The sequence below is a fragment of the Haloechinothrix aidingensis genome, from assembly GCF_013450155.1.
Classification (GTDB): domain Bacteria; phylum Actinomycetota; class Actinomycetes; order Mycobacteriales; family Pseudonocardiaceae; genus Haloechinothrix; species Haloechinothrix aidingensis.
The window spans coordinates 442,902-458,709 of record NZ_JACCKD010000003.1; the positions used below are offsets into that span (position 1 = coordinate 442,902).

The following is a 15,808-nucleotide window of genomic DNA, read 5'->3' on the forward strand; positions in this document are numbered from 1 at the left end:
GCGATCGACGCGACCGCTGACATACCTCGACCTCCGGTCCGAACGCCGTAGCGTTTCCGGTTGCCGCGACCTCCCCACGGGGAGGCCCCGCTCTCCGGACTGTCGTCGGCCCAACCACTGATACACCTCGAGCTCTGGTCCGACCACCATGGGGGTGTTCCGGCGGCCGCGACCTCCCCACAGGGAGGCCCCGTCCACCGGACGGCGGTCGGTCCAACCGCTAGAGCGTCTCACTGCTGGCTGCGCGCAACGTTCCGACGTCGTCGGCGACCGCGACCACGTCGAGGTCGAGCAGCTCGCTGAACGCGCGGTCCGCCGCGAGCTCACGGACCTGAATCTGGTATCGCGGAGTCGTCCGGTACGTGCCCCCGCGATCCGAGTTGATGTGCACCAGGAATCCCTGCTCGGCGAGGAACCGCAGTGCACGGCTGATCATGCCACGCGTGGTGTCCGGCGCGAGCCTGCCGTCCTTGGTGGCGGCGGCCGCGGGTCTGCGAGCGTATACCCGCCACGCCTGCTCCAGCTCAGGGGCGTCGGAAAGGGGGTCGTCGTTCTCGTCGGCCTGTGCGGCTCGCTCGTCGAGGATGCGGCACGCCTCCCGGACCACGCTGTCCACCTGCTCGACCGACACTCGTCCGACGTAGGTGTCATTGGCAAGATCATCCGGACGGGGGAACGCGAGCGCGGCTGTGGCCAGGTGTATGACACCGTGCAGCACCTTCTCGGTCTCCCTCCTCTCCCGGATCTTGCTCTGGCGCGCGTAGTTGTCCATCTTGATCTCGAAGACGGACTCGTCCGTGGCCGCGAGGACCGCGCCCGCCTGCTGGTTCACCTCCAGGACCAGCAGTCCGAGCCCGGCAGCGACCGAGTGCGTCAGCTGCTTGAACTGGCTGTCCGCGTGATACTTCCGCACCAGGTCGGAGTAACCGGCGTCCCGTGCCGGTACCTGTTTGGGCCGCAGGCCGTAGGCGATCAACCGGGCAGCTGCTTCGGCATCCGCCGCGCCCATCACTGCACCTCCTCAAGCACGGTTCGTTCACGTGGGTCACGTTCCCGGAGTCGTTCGCAGGGTTCGCTCACCGGGGTCATGCGCCGGGGTCGTCGCGCCTACCGCCGCCGTCACTCCGGTACCGCCACCGCGGCCGCATCGGCGGCCACGGCACGGTCGGCTTCCGCATCGCCGTCGCCGCTCCCGCTGTCCAGCGCGACCATAGCCACGAGCAGGTCGCTGCCGCCGAACCGGCCGTCGCGCAACGGCGTGCCGTCGTCGACGGCGAGCAGTGCCGCACCGGAACCCTGCCGCAACGCCGTCGCCACGTCGGCACCGTAGGAGTGCGTCGCCCGGAGGGCGACGAGCAGGGGAAGCTCGCCATCGACGGCACGTGCTTCCTCCAGCAGCTCGGAGAGTCTGCGGGGAGCCTCGTAGCGGCTGAACAGCTCATCGGCCAGTTCCCAGTGCCGGTCGGTGAACCTGCCGGACTGATCGGACGGCGTCAGCTCGGGGTCGGGAATCTCGCCGACCACCTTCTCGCGTTCCGGAGCGGGCCGCAGCAGCATCGACACCAGCGACGGCAGCGTCGCGGCCCCCGGGACCGAGGTTCCGCTCGCCGCGGTGAAGTACTCCTCGACGGGGGTGACTGCGTCACGGACCGGCACTCCCAGCGCCGGCACGAGAAGCTGGCCGAAGAGGTCCACACCGCCGCGTCTCGCCGGACCGGAGAACTCCTGCCGGTCCTGCTCCGCGCGGAAGGTCGCACCCGCGGCCTGCAGCCGGGCCTGCAGCTGGGTATGCCGGGTGATGCAGTCCGAGACGATCTCCACCAGCTCCGCGGCGCGCTTCTTGTGATCCGGGTCGTCCGCTTCGTCCCGTGCCGCCGTGATGTTGCGCAGGATCGCGTTCTCGGCACGGAACCGGGACTCGATGTGCTCGAGCGCGCTGTCGAGCAGCTGCGGGATGGCCTCTTCCCAGTCCACCGTACGTACGTCCCTGCGGGTGGCCTCCAGCATCGAGCGCAGCGTCTCCCCGTACTGCACGGTGCGGTAACGGGCCTGTTCCGCGGCCAGCTTGGCGTCGGCGAGCCGCCCGCGCGTGATGAGGTTCTCCAGCTTGACCTCGGCAGCCACCTGCGCCGACTCCACGTCGGTGTCCAACGCTCCGACGAGCACGTTGATCGCCTCGTCGCTGGCCCGCAGGTAGACCTCACCCGAGGGCGTGGCGAGCTCGACGAGCAACTTGAAGTCGAACGCCCGGCGCTGGTAGCTGCCGTCCGAGCCGACCGCGCCGTAGACGTGCCGGAAGCCGCGCTCGACGGTGCCGACGTTGATCAGGTTGTCCAGCACCCACCGGGCGACACGTTCGTGCTCGGCCGGCGGGCGCTCCGGCGCCTGCGCGGCGATGAACGGCAGGAGCCGCTGCACGATCTGCTCGTGGTCCGCGCCGGTGTCGAAGTCCATGGCTACGGTGACCTGGTCGATCGTGTGCAGCGCTATCTCCGCCATCTGGTACACGCCCGCGTCGGCCCAGTCCAGCTTGGCCTTGCGCGCGTCGAGATCGTGCAGGGGTGCGGTGCACGCCAGAGCCTTCAACCTGCGAGACAGCGCGCCGTCCACGGTAGCCCCGTGGTGCTCGGTCACATCTTCACGCACAGCGCGCAACGTTAGCGCTCCTCGCTCACTCCCCGACCACCCGCCCACCCTTGGTCGAGCTGAATGGCGCCTTCAGTCCGTCTCGTGGACCGAAAGCGTCATTCAGCGTTCTCCTCTTCGAGGAGATCGTCGGTGACGGCGGACTCGGTGTCCGGGATGCCGAGCTCCTTGGCGCGCTTGTCGGCCATCGCCAGCAACCTGCGGATCCGGCCGGCGATGGCGTCCTTGGTCATCGGCGGGTCGGACCGCTGCCCCAGTTCCTCGAGCGAGGCCTGCCTGTTGGACAGGCGGAGCTGGCCCGCCCTGCTCAGGTGCTCCGGTGCGGACTCGCCGAGGATGTCCATCGCACGTTCCACGCGCGCCGCCGCGGCCACCGCGGCCCGGGCGGACCGGCGCAGGTTCGCGTCGTCGAAGTTGGCCAACCGGTTCGCCGTCGCCCGCACCTCCCTGCGCATCCGGTGCTCCTCCCAGGACAGCACGCTCGTATGCGCACCGAGCCTGGTCAGCAACGCGCCGATGGCGTCGCCGTCCCGCACCACGACCCGGTCCGCACCCCGGACCTCGCGGGACTTCGCGGTGATACCGAGCCTGCGCGCGGCTCCGACCAGTGCCAGTGCCGCCTCCGGACCGGGGCAGGTGACCTCCAGTGCCGAGGAACGCCCCGGCTCGGTCAGCGAGCCGTGCGCGAGGAACGCACCCCGCCACGCGGCCTCGGCTTCCGACAGCGCACCCGACACCACCGTCGCGGGCAGCCCCCGTACCGGCCGCCCGCGCTGATCGATCAGGCCGGTCTGCCGCGCGAGTCCCTCGCCGTCGGCGACCACCCGGACCACGTAGCGGGTGCTCTTGCGCAGCCCGCTCGAACTGATCACGTGCACGTCCGACTGGTAGCCGTACAGATCGTAGATCTCCTTGCGGAGCTTGCGGGCGACCGAACCCGTGTCGAGCTCGGCCTCGACGACCACCTTGCCGGAGACGATGTGTAGTCCCCCCGCGAAACGCAACATGGACGCGACCTCGGCCCGGCGCGGCCCGACCTTGCTCAGCTGCAGACGGCTGAGCTCGTCCTTCACCGCCGCGGTCATCGCCATGACCCCTCCATTCCGACCTCGGGTATCCCGAGAGCCTTTCGCACACTCGTCGCCAACGCATCCGGAGCGTGCCGCCCCGGCTGGTCGGGAGCGGCTACGTCCGTGAGCTGTGCCTGCGCGCCGATCTCCGCGGCCGCACGGTACAGCCGGTCAGGGGTGGGGACCGACGCGCGATCGGCGATAACAGCATCGATCGTCAGCTCAGGGGCATGGTCGCAGAGTACGTCCAGATGCTGTTCCGGCGAGAATCCCGCGGTCTCGCCCGGCTGAGGGACGAGATTCAAGATCACCACCTTGACCGCTTGGCTGTATACCAGGGCCCGCCGCAGTTCGGGTAACAGGAGGTGCACCAGAACGCTCGTGAACCACGACCCCGGTCCGAGCAGGACGACGTCCGCGTCGAGCACAGCCTGGACGGCATCATCGCAGGCATGCGGATTCTGTCCGGGCCGCCGCTCACTGGTCAGGCTGATCCGCCGTACCTTTCCCGGCGTGCTGGCAACCGCCACTTGCCCCCGGATCGTGTGAAGTTCATCCTCCCCGTTCAGGCCGGACACCTGTGCTTCGATGCACAACGGCTCCGCCGACATCGGGAGCACACGACCGAAGATCCCGTGCAGCCGGCACGCTTCGTCCAGCGCGGCGACCGGGTCCCCTGTCACCTCGAAGAGCCCGGCGAGCAGGAGATTGCCGACGGCGTGCCCGGCCAACGCCCCCGTCCCACCGAAACGGCTCTGGAACACGCGTGGCCACAGCGGATCACCGTCCTCGGCCGAGGCCAGCGCGGACAACGCCTGTCGCAGGTCACCCGGCGGCAGCACACCCAGCTCGCGGCGCAGCCGGCCGGATGAGCCACCGTCGTCCGCCACCGTGACCACCGCGGTGACATCGCTGGTGATGCGGCGCAACGCGGTCAGCGTGGTGTGCAGGCCGTGGCCGCCGCCGAGCGCGACGGCGCGGAGTGGGCGTTCGTCCGGCATACCACCGCCTCACTCGCGTCCCAGATCCCGGTGCACGACCTTCACGGTCGTGCCGTCCTCGGCGGACATCCGGCGCGCGAGCTCCTCGGACAGCGCGACACTGCGATGCTTACCACCGGTGCATCCCACGGCAAGGGTGAGGTACCGCTTGCCTTCCCTGCGGTAGCCTGCCCCGACGAGCCTGAGCAGCTGCTGGTACTGGTCGAGGAAGTCCTCGGCGCCCTCCTGGCTCAGCACGTAGTTGCGCACCTCCCCGTCGACACCGCTGAGCTCGCGCAGCTCGGGGATCCAGAAGGGGTTCGGCAGGAAGCGCACGTCCATCACCAGGTCGGCGTCCATCGGCAGGCCGTACTTGTAGCCGAACGACAGCACCGTGACCCGGGTACGCATGCTGGACTCCGAGCCGAACGCGTCCTCGATCTTCGCGCGTAGCTCGTGCACCGAGAGCGCGGAGGTGTCGACCACCAGGTCGGCTTCGTCACGCAGCGGCTCGAGCAGCGAACGCTCAGCGGTGATACCGTCCGCGAGCCTGCCGTCACCTTGCATGGGATGGCCGCGCCGCACCTCCTCGAACCGGCGCACCAGGACCGAGTCGGCGGCCTCGAGGAACAGCACGCGCGGCTTGTAGCCGGTGCCGTCCAGCTCCTTGATCACCGAGGACAGGTCGTCGGTGAACGCGCGCGAGCGCACGTCCATGACAACGGCGATCTTGGTGATCGCACCCCGTGCCTGGGCGCCGAGCTCGACCATCGTGACGATCAGCTCGGGTGGCAGGTTGTCGACCACGAACCACCCGAGGTCCTCAAGGCATTTGGCTGCCGTGCTGCGGCCCGCGCCGGACAGCCCGGTAACGACCGCGACGTCCATTCCCGTCGGGCTGCCGACGTCGCTGGGAGCCGCCGGTCCGCTGTTGCTACTCATCGCTCACGCCGATCCTGTCCGTTCGCTGTGCCGTCCGTTCCAGGGTCCGAAGGGGGCGCGTCCGGCCGGTGAGCCGTATCGGCACCGGACGCGTTCGCCACATCGTCTCCTGCCTCACCGTGCAACGCGGTGTACACGGTCCTGGCCGTGTGCCGTCCGACCCCGCGCACCGCGGCGATCTCGTCCACACCGGCCTGTTTGAGCTTCTTGACCGAGCCGAAGTGCTTGATCAGCGCGGTCTTCCTTGTCTGCCCCAGACCCGGTACGCCGTCCAGCTCCGAAGCAGCCACCCGGCGCGATTGTTTCGTGCGGTGGTACCGCACGGCGAACCGGTGCGCCTCGTCGCGCACCCGCTGCAACAGGTACAACGATTCCGAGGAGCGCGGCAGGATCACCGGATCGGGTTCGGCCGGCGGCCATACCTCCTCGAGCCGTTTGGCGAGGCCGACGACGGCCACATCGGTGACTCCGAGGTCGGCGAGGGCGTCGGCGGCTGCCGTGGCCTGCGGACCGGCGCCGTCGACCACGAGCAGGTTCGGCGGGTAGGCGAACCTGCCCGGCTTGCCGGACGCCTGCTCCCCGTCCGAGTCCCTCGCAGCCTGAGCGGTGTCAGCCATGTAGCGCGCGAACCGGCGTCGCACGACCTCGGCGATCGAGGCGACGTCACCGTGCCGCGCGGCCTCCTTGATCTCGAACCGCTTGTACTCGGACTTGCGCGGCGCTCCGTCCTCGAACACCACGAGCGACGCGACCACGTCACTGCCCTGGTGATGCGAGATGTCCACGCACTCGATGCGCAGCGGAGCGGTATCCAGCCCCAGATGCTCCTGGAGCTCGGACAGCGCCGCGGAACGCGCGGTGAGGTCCCCCGCCCTGCGCAGCTTGTGCTGCGCCAGCGCCTCGGCTGCGTTGCGCTGGACCGTCTGCGCGAGGGTTCGCTTGTCCCCGCGCCGCGGCACCCGGACGTCGACCCGGGAGCCGCGTAGCTCGCTCAGCCACGCGGTCAACGCATCGGAGTCGCCGGGAAGCGCGGGGACCAGTACCTGCTTCGGTACCGGCGGGCCACTGCCGTCGGCGTCGGCGGCCAGCTCGGCCTGCTGACCGTAGAACTGGGTGAGGAACTGGTCCACCAGTCCCGCCAGCACCCGCTCCTGCGTGTCCTCTCCGTGTTGCCCGGCGGACGGGTCCTCGTCCACGTCGACGACCCAGCCGCGCTGCCCGCGTACCCGGCCGCCGCGCACGTGGAAGACCTGTACAGCCGCTTGCAGCTCGTCGTGCGCGAAGGCGACCACGTCGGCGTCGGTGCCGTCACCGAGCACCACCGCTTGCTTCTCCATCGCCTTGCGTAGCGCGGCGACGTCGTCGCGTAACCGCGCCGCCCGCTCGAAGTCCAGCTCCTCGGAGGCCTGCGCCATCCGCCGCTCGAGCGAGCGCACCATGCTGTCGGTGTTGCCGCCGAGGAAGTCGCACAGGTCCCGCACGATCGTGCGGTGGTCCTCGGCGCTGATCCGGCCGACGCAGGGCGCCGAACACTTGTCGATGTAGCCGAGCAGGCAGGGCCTGCCGATCTGGGAATGCCTGCGGAAGACGGTGTTCGAGCACGTACGGGCGGGAAAGACGCGCAGCAGGAGGTCCAGCGTCTCCCTGATCGCCCACGCGTGCGTGTAGGGCCCGAAGTAGCGCACGCCCTTCTTGCGCGGACCCCGGTAGACGTGCGGTCGGGGGAACTCCTCGTTCATGGTCACCGCAAGCACCGGGTAGGACTTGTCGTCCCGGTAGCGCACGTTGAACCGGGGGTCGAACTCCTTGATCCAGGTGTACTCCAGCTGTAACGCCTCGACCTCGGTGTTCACCACCGTCCAGTCCACGCCCGCCGCCGAGGTCACCATCTGCCGCGTACGCGGGTGCAGACCGGCCAGGTCGGCGAAGTACGAGCCGAGCCTGCTGCGCAAGCTCTTCGCCTTGCCGACATAGATGACGCGACCGCGCGCGTCGCGGAACCGGTACACCCCTGGCGCGTCGGGGATGTCTCGCGGTGCTGGTCGGTAGGTGGACGGATCGGCCACGTCGCCAGACTATCTCGACGCCGTCCGCGCCCGCGTAGCGGACGGACCTCCGGTGGCTCCCCCGTAAGCGGCCCCGTAAGCGGCCTTGTGGCGCCCCGTGGCGGTCGGCGACGCGTGCCGGATCGTCGGTGCCGGATGGCAGCATCCGGCGCATGGACGTTTCCGAGCTGATCGCCACGCTGGAGTCGGAAGGGCACCGCCTGGCGCGCGCCGCGGAACGGGTCGGAGTGGACGCGGACGTGCCCACCTGCCCCGGCTGGCGTGTACGGGACCTCCTGCTGCACATCGGCGGCGTGCACCGCTGGGCGGGCACGGTGGTCACGGAGCCCCGTCGCGAACCACTGCACCTGGAGCGGGCAGAGGACATCTCCGCGCACCTGCCCGCGGACGCCGAGCTGATCGACTGGTTCCGCCGTGGCCATACGGACCTGCTGAAGGCACTGCGCAACGCACCGGAGGACCTGCGGTGCTGGGCGTTCCTCACCGCGCCGACTCCGCTGGCGTTCTGGGCACGGCGCCAGGCACACGAGACCACCGTGCACCGGGTGGACGTCGAGTCAGCGGACGGCGCGGTCGAGCCGGTCGGGCCGGACGTGGCCACCGACGGCATCGACGAGCTGCTCGGCGCGTTCGTTCCGCGGGACCGCACGGGACTGCACAGCGACCCTCCGACGTCGATGTCCGTACGCACCACCGACACCGGGGCGTGCTGGTTGCTGCACGTCAGCTCCGGGCCTGTCACCGTCGAGCGTTCACAGGCACCCGCCGACACCGTGGTCTCCGGCGCCGCTTCCGACGTCTACCTCGCGCTGTGGAACCGGCTGCCGTTGACCGCACTCGACGTCGCGGGCAGCGCGGAGCTGCCCCGGCGATGGCCCGAGGCGGTCCGGATCCGTTGGGGATAGCCGTACGGTTGTTCCTCGCCTGCCGGGCACGTCGGCTAGCCTGGTTGCTGCACTGCGGCACGGCTGCCGGAGCACGCCTCGCGACGACCGGATGAACGAAAGGGGTCCCATCGCATGCGCATCGCCACCTGGAACGTCAACTCCGTCGGTGCGCGGCTGCCCCGCCTGGTGAGCTGGCTGCGGTCGGCCGCGCCGGACGTACTGTGCCTGCAGGAGCTGAAGTGCGCCGCGGAGAACTTCCCCACCGACGAGATCGCCGAGCTGGGCTACGAGGTCGCCGCGCACGGCACCGGCCGCTGGAACGGGGTCGCGATCGTGTCCCGTGTCGGCCTGTCCGATGTCACCCGCGGCCTGCGCGACGAGCCCGGCTACGCGGCGGACGACGGCACCGACGAGACGGTCGAGCCACGTGCGATCGGTGCGACCTGCGGCGATCTCCGGCTGTGGTCGGTCTACGTGCCCAACGGCCGCGACGTCGAGCACCCGCACTTCGCGTACAAGCTGCGCTGGCTGGATGCGCTGCACGCGACGGCGGCCGCCGAGCTGACCACATCCGTACCGTTCGGGGTGCTCGGGGACTTCAACATCGCGCCTGCCGACCACGATGTCTGGGACCTCGCCGAGTTCGCGCAGACAACGCACATCACCGAGTCGGAGCGCAAGGCGCTGGGTGTGCTCCAGGACGCCGGGCTGCGCGACATCGTGCCGCGCCCGCTGAAGTACGACCAGCCGTTCACCTACTGGGACTACCGTGGGCTGGCCTTTCCCAAGAACAAGGGGATGCGTATCGACCTGGCCTACGGCAACGCGCAGCTGGCGAGCGCGGTCACCGATGCCTACGTCGACCGCGAGGAGCGCAAGGGCAAGGGCGCTTCCGACCACGCACCCGTCGTGGTGGACCTGTCCCTGTAGGCGCCGCCGCTCGCGCCGGTCGGCTTCTCGCTACCGGGATTCCCGCGCCTGTTTGTGCAACCTGCGTAACGCGCGGACCGCGTCGACAGCGTGCTGGCGGTCGACGGCCTGCACGGCCATCACGGCGTGGTACTCGTCGTCCGGAAGTTCCAGGCGTGCCCACGATGCGCCGTCCGGGAAGCTCACCGACAGCACCTCGCTCCACGCGAACGTGCGTTTCGTCAGGACATTGCGTACCTCGATACCGCTGGTGTCGGCGCGCACCCGCGGCACCGCCCAGAGCAACGTCAGCCCGGCGAGTATCACCCCGATCACGACCATCGCGATCTGATCGGCGAGGTAGAAGTTCGCACCGGTGTCGGAGTCGCGCAGCAGCACGCCGACAACGGTGAACACGACGACGAGCGCGATCGCGCACGGCACCGTCATCCAGATCACCCGGCGGGGGCGGAACTGGACCTTCTCGGCGTCAGCCTCGCTACTCGTCACGACATCCCCATCCGTTCGACATCGGTCCCGGTGCCGGTGGCTGCTAGACGAACCCGCGCTCGGTCCACGGCTGGCGCAGCCCGCGCAGGACGTGCGCGGTGTCCAGCGCGGCCGCGGTGGCCTCGAACCCCTTGTCCTCGACCGAGTCCGCGAGCCCGGCGCGGTCCAGGGCCTGCTGCTCGGTGTCGCAGGTGAGCACGCCATTGCCGACCGGGGTGGACTCGTCGAGGGCCACCCGCGTCAACCCGGCCGTCACCGAGTCACAGACGTACTCGAAGTGCGGGGTTCCGCCGCGGATCACCACCCCCAGTGCCACGACCGCGTCGTGGTGCTTGGCCAGCGACTGCGCGACGACGGGCAGCTCCATCGCACCGGCGACGCGCACGACGGTCGGTCCTTCGTCCAGCTCGGCGGCCGCGCACGCCGCGTGGGCGCGCTCGAGCAGGCCGCCGGTGATGCGCTCGTGCCAGCGCGTCGCGACTATAGCCAGCCGCAGGTTCTCGCACCCTGTCAGGTCAACGGAGGTATCGGGCCTGCCCTGGCCGCTCATGTCCGCACACCACCGTCCTCGTTACCGATAGGGGGGTTACCGGTTCGTGCGGGCTTGACCCCGTCCACCGCGGCACCCACCTCGTCGAAATGCTCCAGATTGGTCAGCTCGTGACCCATCCGGTCCCGTTTGGTCTGCAGGTACCCGTAGTTCTCCGCGTTGGGCGACGTCGGCAGCGGGACCCTGCCGGTGACCCGGAGCCCGTAACCTTCCAGCCCGACGCGCTTGGCGGGGTTGTTCGTCAGCAGCCGCATCGACTTGATTCCGAGATCCACGAGGATCTGCGCGCCCGTGCCGTAGTCCCGCGCGTCAGCGGGCACCCCGAGCGCGAGATTCGCGTCGACGGTGTCCTGGCCGTTGTCGTCCTGGAGCTGGTAGGCCTGCAGCTTGTGCAGTAACCCGATGCCCCTGCCTTCGTGCCCGCGGATGTAGAGCACGACGCCGCGCCCCTCCTCGGCCACCGCGGCCAGCGCTGCGTCGAGCTGCGGCCCGCAGTCGCAGCGTAGGGAACCGAACACGTCACCGGTCAGGCACTCCGAGTGGGCGCGCACCAGGACGTCCTCGCCGTCCCCGATGTCGCCGTAGACGAACGCGATGTGCTCGATGCCGTCCAGCAGGCTGTCGTAGCCGATCGCGCGGAAGGTGCCCGCCCGCACGGGCACCCGCGCCTCGGCGACTCGCTCCACCTGCTTTTCCGTGCGCTTACGGTAGGCGATCAGGTCGGCGATGGTGATGAGGCAGAGGTCGTGCTCCTCGGCGAAGACCTGAAGCTCGTCGTAGCGGGCCATGTCGCCCTCGTCCTTCTGCGAGACGATCTCGCAGAGCACACCGGCAGGCCGCAATCCGGCCATCCTGGCAAGGTCCACCGAGGCCTCCGTATGCCCCGGCCTGCGCAGCACCCCGCCCTCCTTGGCCCGCAGCGGGACGACGTGACCGGGCCGGTTGAAGTCCTCCGCGGTCGCCGAACGGTCGGACAGGAGCTTGATCGTGCGGGCCCGGTCGGACGCGGAGATACCGGTGCCGATCCCTTCCTTGGCATCCACCGTGACGGTGTAGGCCGTACCGCGCGCGTCCTGGTTGGTGTGGAACATCGGTGGCAGGTTGAGCCGGTCCGCGTCGTACTCGGTCAGCGAGACGCAGATGTAGCCCGACGTGTAGCGCACCATGAACGCGACGAGCTCGGGCGTGGCCATCTCCGCCGCGAAGATCAGGTCACCCTCGTTCTCCCTGTCCTCGTCGTCCACGACGACGACTGGCTTACCGGCGGCGATGTCGGCGACCGCCCGCTCGATGTTGCTCATGCGCTCTCCTCGGCTTCCGGCTCACCGCCATTGTGCTCGGAGACGGACCGGTACGGGTCGGTGGAGTCAGCATCGTCACGATGCGGTCGTACCAGCTTCTCAACGTACTTGGCGACCACGTCGACCTCGATATTGACGGGGTCGGACGGGGACTTGGCGCCGAGCACGGTCGTCTCGAGCGTGGTCGGGATCAACGCGACGGAGAACTCGTCGTCGGTGATGTCGGTCACCGTCAACGACACGCCGTCCACGGCGATCGACCCCTTCTCGACCACGTACCTGTTCAGCTGCTTCGGCAGGGAGAAGCGGGTGAGGCCGGCAGGATCCCGGGAAAGGTAGGTGCCCACCCCGTCGACGTGGCCCTGCACGATGTGTCCCCCGAAGCGGTCGCCTGCGGCGGTGGCGCGCTCGAGGTTCACCCGGTCGCCCATGTGAACCTTCGCCAGGCTGCTCCGCTCCAGAGTCTCGTGCACGACGTCCACGGTGAACTGCGACCCGGCCACGTCCACCACGGTGAGGCACACGCCGTTCACCGAGACCGAGTCGCCGTGCCGTACGTCGGTCGTCACCAGGGGCCCCGACACGGTCAGCCGCGCGGCGTTCGGCACCTGCTCGATGCCGACGACCTCACCGATCTCCTCGACAATGCCGGTGAACATTGCCTGCCTCCTCGTGCTGTCCAGGCTCCCACTTCGGGGCCGCTGTTCAAAGTCGGGTCGTGCGCGGACCACCGCATCGCCTGGGACAGGCATACGCGTCCGGCTGGGGTCATGGGTGTGCGCCGCAGCGGTTCACGCGCTCCCGCAACCGCTCGATCGCCACACCCGGGTCCTTGGCGCCGTATACGGCCGAGCCTGCCACGAAGCAGTCCACCCCGGCCTCGGCAGCCTGTTCGATCGTCTCGTCGTTGATCCCCCCGTCGATCTCCACGAGCAGCCGCAGGTGGCCGGTGTCGACGAGCCTGCGCGCCCGCCGGACCTTGTCGAGGACCTCCGGGATGAACGACTGCCCGCCGAAGCCGGGCTCCACCGACATGATCAGCAAGGTGTCGTAGTGCTTGAGCACCTCCAGATAGTCCTCGAGGCTCGTGCCCGGCTTGACGGACAGGCCGGCCTGCGCGCCCGCGGCGCGCAGGTTCTTGGCCAGCATCACCGGATCGTGCGCGGCCTCGGCATGCACCGTGACGTTGTACGCGCCCCGTTCGGCGTAGTCCGGCGCCCACCTGTCCGGGTCCTCGATCATCAGGTGGCAGTCGAGCGGCACCCGCGACACCCGGGACAGGGACTCCACGACGGGCAGGCCGATGGTGAGGTTGGGTACGAAGTGCCCGTCCATGACGTCCACGTGTACCCAGTCGGCCCGCGCGTCCCCGGTTCCGGAGACGACCTCGATCTCCTCACCGAGCCGGGCGAAGTCCGCGGACAGGATGCTTGGGGCGATCATCGGCCTGTTCGTCACGCTGGGTTCCACTTCTTTCTCACACGCCCGGGCGTCGGCCGGTGCCTTCCGGGACGGGGTAACACTCCGTGCAGTCTACCGAGCCGCTTACGACTTCTGGAGGAGTGCACAGTACATCGCGTCGGTTCCGTGCCGGTGCGGCCACAACTGCACGTCCGGGCCGTCTCCGAGGCCGGGAACGCCCGCGAAGAGCGGCCGCGCGTCCACGCGGTGCGCATCGGCCTTGCGCAGCAGGTCGGCGACCACGCCTTCGGTCTCCGCGAGGTGTGGCGCGCACACCACGTAACACACCACGCCGCCAGGGCGTACCAGGTCCATCGCCGCGCTCAGCAGCTCGGTCTGCAGCCTGGTCAGCCCGGCGACGTCCCCGGGCACCCTGCGCCACCGCGCCTCGGGGCGCCTGCGCAGCGCCCCGAGGCCGGTGCACGGGGCGTCCACGAGCACCCGGTCGTAACCGGGCCGCAGGCCGCTCTCGCGGCCATCGGTGACGTGCACCGTCACCGGCAGGTCCGGCACGGCGTCACGGACCATCCGCGCACGGTGCTCGGCAGGCTCCACCGCGTCCAGCTCGGCGCCGGACAGTGCGGCGAGCGCGCCCAGCACGCGTGTCTTACCGCCCGGTCCCGCACACAGGTCCAGCCAGCGCGCGTCCGTACCGTCCAGCGGGTACTCGGCCGCGGCGCGGGCGCACAGCTGGCTGCCCTCGTCCTGGACGGCGGCGAGGCCTTCGCTGATCGGGCCGGATTCTGCCGGGTCACCGCCGCCCGGCTCCAGCCGGACGCCGTAGGGCGAGTACGGGGCTACCTCACCTCCGGTGATCGCGGCGAGCTCGTCGGCACTGATCGCCCCTGGCCGCGCGGCCAGGTGTACGTCCGGCCGCACGTTGTTCGCCTCGAGGGCGGCCTCCAGCTCCGCACCGGTGTCGCCGAGCGCCTCCGCGAATGCCCGGACGATCCAGCCGGGATGCGCCGTGCGCATCCCGAGGTGGCCGATCGGGTCGGTGTCGCGGGCGGGCGCGAGCTGCTCGACCCACTCCGGCTCCCCCGCCGCCGACACTCGCCGCAGCACGGCGTTGACGAATCCCGCCACATGCGACCCCGCTGCCAGCCGGGCGAGGTCCACGGTCGAGGTCACGGCGGCATGCGGCGGGATCCGCGTCCGCAGCAGCTGGTAGGTACCGATCCTCAGCGCATCGAGCACGTCCCCGTCCATCGCCGAGGGCGGCCGGTCCGAGCACGCCGCGACGATCTCGTCGAGCAGGCCGGACAGGCGTGCCGTACCGTAGGCGAGCTCCGTCGCCAGCGCCGCGTCCCGCCCGGTCACACGACGCTCCCGCAGCAGCTCGGGCAGCACCAGGTTCGCGTATGCGTCCTTGCTCCGTACCGCGCGCAGCGTGTCGAACGCCGCTTGCCGCGCCGCGTCCACCTCGGGCGGCCTGCGCGGCCCCTGCTTCCGCTGCGCGGGGCGGCTGTTCGCCGGCCGGGGGGACTTGCGCTTATCGGTGCTCATACCAGCCTCTCGCCACGCTCGATCTTGCTCCCCCGTGCCCATTCGGCGGCCGTCATGCGCTTCTTGCCCTGCACTTGCACGTCACCGAGCAGCAGCGGGACCGTCGCCGAACCCACGAGCACCCGGTCCCGTTCGACGTGCAGCTCTCCGGGCTCCAGGTCGCCCGCGTTCGCCGCCTCGTCCCCGCCGGCGTTCAGCGGACGCACGGGTGACAGCTTGATGCGCTTGCCGCGGAACTCCGCCCATGCCCCCGGGTCGGGTGTGACCGCCCGCACGTGCCGGTCCACGCTGATGGCAGGCTCGCCGAAGCGCACCCTGGCATCCTGCGCGGTGATCTTCTCCGCGTAGCTGCGCCCGTCCTCGGGCTGCGGCACGGCCTGCACGGTCCCCGCGGCGATACCGTCCAGAGTCGACAGCAGCAGCTCCGCGCCCGAGTAGGAGAGGCGCTCGAGCAACGAACCGGCGGTGTCGTCGGATCGCACGGTCTCGGTCACCACGCCGTAGACGGGGCCCGCGTCGAGCTCGGGAACCACGTGGAACGTCGATGCCCCGGTGATCTCGTCGCCCGCGCGGATCGCCGCCTGTACCGGCGCGGCACCCCGCCAGGCCGGGAGCAGCGAGAAGTGCAGGTTGACCCACCCGTGCGCGGGCACGTCCAGCGCCTGCCGCGGCAGCAGCCCCCCGTACGCGACCACCGGGCACACGTCGGGTGCCAGCTCGGCGAGCCGCGCCAGGTAGTCCGGGTCGCCCGCCCAGGACGGCGTCAACACCTCTATTCCGTACTCGTCGGCGACCCTGCCCACGGGGGACCGCATCAGGTGCCTGCCACGCCCGGCCGGGGCGTCGGGCCTGGTGGTTACGGCGACGACCTCGTGGCGCGACGAGTCGATCAACGCACGCAGCGAGGGCACCGCGGTATCAGGGGTTCCTGCGAAAACCAAGCGCATAGTGCGTCGAGTCTACTGGGCACCGTTGGCGCC

15 protein-coding genes are annotated in these 15,808 nt (G+C 70.1%); 2 read left to right on the plus strand and 13 right to left on the minus strand.

Going from position 1 to position 15,808, the window contains the following annotated elements; all coding sequences use genetic code 11:
- Nucleotides 1-220: 220 nt before the first annotated feature.
- From H0B56_RS10430 to uvrC, 6 genes are all read right to left on the minus strand, one after another.
- Nucleotides 221-1,009 (minus strand): hypothetical protein, encoded by a 789-nt coding sequence (locus H0B56_RS10430; protein WP_180892770.1) that lies wholly within the window; start codon nt 1,007-1,009, stop codon nt 221-223.
- 110 nt (nt 1,010-1,119) lie between these two features.
- On the minus strand, nt 1,120-2,646 hold the full coding sequence (locus H0B56_RS10435; RefSeq protein WP_180892771.1) for a hypothetical protein: 1,527 nt from the start codon (nt 2,644-2,646) through the stop codon (nt 1,120-1,122).
- Nucleotides 2,647-2,744: 98 nt separating this feature from the next.
- Nucleotides 2,745-3,737 (minus strand): DNA-binding protein WhiA, encoded by a 993-nt coding sequence (whiA, locus tag H0B56_RS10440; protein ID WP_089301104.1) that lies wholly within the window; start codon nt 3,735-3,737, stop codon nt 2,745-2,747.
- The gene (locus H0B56_RS10445) at nt 3,728-4,717 is read right to left on the minus strand and encodes a gluconeogenesis factor YvcK family protein (RefSeq protein WP_180892772.1); all 990 of its coding nucleotides are present in this window, start codon (nt 4,715-4,717) and stop codon (nt 3,728-3,730) included. The genes whiA and H0B56_RS10445 overlap by 10 nt, the downstream gene beginning before the upstream one ends.
- A gap of 9 nt (nt 4,718-4,726) precedes the next feature.
- Nucleotides 4,727-5,584 (minus strand): RNase adapter RapZ, encoded by an 858-nt coding sequence (gene rapZ, locus H0B56_RS10450; RefSeq protein WP_089301236.1) that lies wholly within the window; start codon nt 5,582-5,584, stop codon nt 4,727-4,729.
- A 50-nt stretch (nt 5,585-5,634) separates the two neighbouring features.
- Complete coding sequence (gene uvrC / locus H0B56_RS10455) at nt 5,635-7,704, minus strand: excinuclease ABC subunit UvrC (protein WP_180892773.1); 2,070 nt, start codon at nt 7,702-7,704, stop codon at nt 5,635-5,637.
- A 152-nt stretch (nt 7,705-7,856) separates the two neighbouring features.
- Here uvrC and H0B56_RS10460 point away from each other — a divergent pair, with 152 nt between their 5' ends.
- Nucleotides 7,857-8,609, plus strand: a complete 753-nt coding sequence (locus H0B56_RS10460; protein WP_180892774.1) for a maleylpyruvate isomerase family mycothiol-dependent enzyme — start codon at nt 7,857-7,859, stop codon at nt 8,607-8,609.
- Nucleotides 8,610-8,723: 114 nt separating this feature from the next.
- A complete protein-coding gene (locus H0B56_RS10465; protein WP_180892775.1) occupies nt 8,724-9,521 on the plus strand; it encodes an exodeoxyribonuclease III in 798 nt (265 codons plus the stop codon).
- 30 nt (nt 9,522-9,551) lie between these two features.
- Here H0B56_RS10465 and H0B56_RS10470 read toward each other — a convergent pair whose 3' ends face one another.
- The 7 genes from H0B56_RS10470 to fmt all read right to left on the minus strand — a co-directional run bounded on the left by H0B56_RS10470 (nt 9,552) and on the right by fmt (nt 15,775).
- Complete coding sequence (locus tag H0B56_RS10470) at nt 9,552-9,950, minus strand: PH domain-containing protein (RefSeq protein WP_180892965.1); 399 nt, start codon at nt 9,948-9,950, stop codon at nt 9,552-9,554.
- A gap of 103 nt (nt 9,951-10,053) precedes the next feature.
- On the minus strand, nt 10,054-10,560 hold the full coding sequence (gene ribH / locus H0B56_RS10475) for a 6,7-dimethyl-8-ribityllumazine synthase (RefSeq protein WP_180892776.1): 507 nt from the start codon (nt 10,558-10,560) through the stop codon (nt 10,054-10,056).
- Nucleotides 10,557-11,861, minus strand: a complete 1,305-nt coding sequence (locus tag H0B56_RS10480) for a bifunctional 3,4-dihydroxy-2-butanone-4-phosphate synthase/GTP cyclohydrolase II (RefSeq protein ID WP_180892777.1) — start codon at nt 11,859-11,861, stop codon at nt 10,557-10,559. The genes ribH and H0B56_RS10480 overlap by 4 nt, the downstream gene beginning before the upstream one ends.
- Nucleotides 11,858-12,520, minus strand: coding sequence for a riboflavin synthase (locus tag H0B56_RS10485; protein ID WP_180892778.1), 663 nt, complete (start codon nt 12,518-12,520; stop codon nt 11,858-11,860). Before H0B56_RS10485 ends, H0B56_RS10480 begins: the two co-directional genes overlap by 4 nt.
- A 109-nt stretch (nt 12,521-12,629) precedes the next feature.
- A complete protein-coding gene (rpe, locus tag H0B56_RS10490) occupies nt 12,630-13,304 on the minus strand; it encodes a ribulose-phosphate 3-epimerase (RefSeq protein WP_180892966.1) in 675 nt (224 codons plus the stop codon).
- 102 nt (nt 13,305-13,406) lie between these two features.
- Nucleotides 13,407-14,828 carry an RsmB/NOP family class I SAM-dependent RNA methyltransferase gene (locus H0B56_RS10495; protein WP_180892779.1) on the minus strand — a complete coding sequence of 474 codons (1,422 nt, stop codon included), beginning with the start codon at nt 14,826-14,828 and terminating at the stop codon, nt 13,407-13,409.
- On the minus strand, nt 14,825-15,775 hold the full coding sequence (gene fmt, locus H0B56_RS10500; protein ID WP_180892780.1) for a methionyl-tRNA formyltransferase: 951 nt from the start codon (nt 15,773-15,775) through the stop codon (nt 14,825-14,827). The genes H0B56_RS10495 and fmt overlap by 4 nt, the downstream gene beginning before the upstream one ends.
- Nucleotides 15,776-15,808: the final 33 nt, after the last annotated feature.